This window comes from Nitrospira sp. BLG_1 (genome assembly GCF_047338595.1).
Classification (GTDB): Bacteria; Nitrospirota; Nitrospiria; order Nitrospirales; family Nitrospiraceae; genus Nitrospira_D.
Map to the genome: position 1 here is coordinate 1 of NZ_JBLFBO010000112.1, position 2104 is coordinate 2104.

A 2104-nucleotide genomic window follows, 5' to 3' on the forward strand; every position below is an offset into this window, starting at 1 on the left:
CTCCCGCCACGTTCTCGACCGCTCCACAGGCTCCGATTGGAATTGCCACTCCTGGCCGGCCATAGTGTTACGGTCAAGTCGACTGGCAGGCTGCCAAGGCTCATTCAAGAGAGAACCCTCGAGCGCCGACTTAGACGATGTGCACCAAGAATTCTTCCCAGAGCATCGAGCGCCCCGCGCGAATCCGTGCGAACGCATGGACTATCAACCCAATCAAGGCCCGAGTACGTAATCCGACGATCGGCGCCCGTTAACCGCTGCTGGCGAACGGGCGGTTATTGACAGCTATACGCAAATAACGTATAGTTGCTTGGTGCAGACGGTCATCGAAACTGACGCGTATTTGAGCGATGCGAAGCGAGCCGGTCTTTCGGAGCAGGAACGGATGAGCATCGTCGAGTGTCTTGCCAAGGATCCCCAAGCCGGAGACGAAATACAGGGGACAGGCGGAGCGAGAAAAATACGGTTTGCAGGAAAAGGCAAAGGAAAACGAGGAGGATATCGGGTGATCACGTTTTTCAGTGGAACAGATATCCCCGTGTTTCTCCTCAACGTGTTTGCGAAGAATGAACGGGTTGACCTGACGCAGGGAGAGCGGAACGAGTTCAAGGCCACGTTGGGAGCTCTGGCAGCAGCGTATCGCAGAAAGAGGGCGCGATGAAGAAGCACACACCATCGGCAGGGCGGCGCATGATCGCGAGTGCCAAGCAAGCTCTGGACTGGGTCAATGGACACACGCATCCATACGTGGTCCATGTTCCTCACGAGATTGATGTGGCCCGCATTCGGAAGAAAGTCGGGATGAGTCAGAGCGAATTTGCCAAGCAGTATGGGTTCAGCTTTCGGACCGTGCAGCAATGGGAGCAAGGACGCGCCATCCCGAGCGGAGCGACACGCGCCTATCTTCTGGTGATTGATCGTGAGCCGGAAGCGGTCCGGCGGGCGCTCGTGAATTATTGAATACGTCGAACACACATCCCTCCATCGGTTGTGGTCGAAGGGACGTTCACCCGGCGGGGTGTCATCATGGCTCACGCTCCGTGCGCATGATTCCCGTCGTTATCGGTCTTTAAATCACAATCCGCTCCACCTCATCCAGCGACACCTGATCAGTGCGCCGATCATACAGCCCCGTCGTGCGGGCGCTCTCGTGATTCGCCATCTGCTGCGCAATCTCGAGCTTCCCGCCGTTGCGGAGATATTCCGTAATCCCGGTCGCGCGGAACGAATGGTTGCCGATCTTCGTGCGAATGCCGACTTCGGTGGCGCGGCGGCGAATCATGCGGTAGGCATCCACCTGCGTCATCGGTTTGTCGGAGAGCTGCCCCGTCCGGCCGTGCATCGTCCGAAAGAGCGGGCTTGAGCCCTCGGTCAACTGGGCCGTCTTGAGATAGGCATGGAGGTACTCATCAAGATTGTGATGACAGGGCATCGCATGCAGCTTCCCACCTTTCTCATGCAGTCGCACCCAGGTCCGACGACCTTGAATATAGACATCCTCCACCTGCATCGCGAGGGCTGCGCCAATCCGCGCAAATGTATAGACCATCAATCCAATCAAGGCACGATCCCGCAAGCCGACGATCGTCCTCACGTCAATGGCATTAATCAACATCCGGGCTTCGTCGGCCATGAGCACCGGCGTCTTGCCTTTCTTCGTCGAATACTTCGGTCCCCGCACCGAGCTGGCGGGATTGGTGGGTATGACTTGGCCGACCACCAGCCAATCGAACAGCATGCGAATGGCGGCGAGGTGTTGTTTGACTGACGGAGCGGCCAGCCGGCGGTGCAACGTTTCAATATAGGTGGCGATATGGACTGGCTCAATGGCCTGCAAGGAGAGCCTCCCATGTCGTTCGCACCAGGTCGCAAATTCGGCAACCGCCCAGGTGTAAGCCTTTCGCGTATTCGCGTTGCGAATGTTGGCGGTGAAGAACTCGACGAATCGTTTGGCCGCGTTGGGCGTCGGTGTGAAGAGCGCGGGGAGTGTTCGGGTGCCGGGTATGGCGAGCTGTAGTCCTTGTTTCATGGCTTTCCCCCACTAACTGGTAGTGTATGATAACGTCCTTTATCATACTGTACTGTTGTTCGCTACTGACAGTGA

At 57.3% G+C, this 2104-nt stretch carries 3 protein-coding genes; 2 read left to right on the forward strand and 1 reads right to left on the reverse strand.

Annotation, left to right across the window (positions count from 1 at the left end):
• Positions 1 to 313 precede the first annotated feature (313 nt).
• Together ACMTNU_RS20505 and ACMTNU_RS20510 are read left to right on the forward strand one after the other, a co-directional pair.
• On the forward strand, positions 314 to 661 hold the full coding sequence (locus ACMTNU_RS20505) for a type II toxin-antitoxin system RelE/ParE family toxin (RefSeq protein WP_413937145.1): 348 nt from the start codon (positions 314 to 316) through the stop codon (positions 659 to 661).
• A complete protein-coding gene (locus tag ACMTNU_RS20510) occupies positions 658 to 960 on the forward strand; it encodes a helix-turn-helix domain-containing protein (protein WP_413937146.1) in 303 nt (100 codons plus the stop codon). Before ACMTNU_RS20505 ends, ACMTNU_RS20510 begins: the two co-directional genes overlap by 4 nt.
• Before the next feature lie 109 nt (positions 961 to 1069).
• On the opposite strand, the gene ACMTNU_RS20515 is transcribed toward ACMTNU_RS20510, so the two are convergent.
• Positions 1070 to 2029, reverse strand: a complete 960-nt coding sequence (locus ACMTNU_RS20515) for a tyrosine-type recombinase/integrase (RefSeq protein ID WP_413937147.1) — start codon at positions 2027 to 2029, stop codon at positions 1070 to 1072.
• Positions 2030 to 2104 lie beyond the last annotated feature (75 nt).

Bases quoted from the DNA above. Each gene is read 5' to 3' on its own strand.
- ACMTNU_RS20510 (WP_413937146.1), top strand. From the start codon at position 658: ATGAAGAAGCACACACCATCGGCAGGGCGGCGCATGATCGCGAGTGCC.
- ACMTNU_RS20515 (WP_413937147.1), bottom strand. From the start codon at position 2,029: ATGAAACAAGGACTACAGCTCGCCATACCCGGCACCCGAACACTCCCC.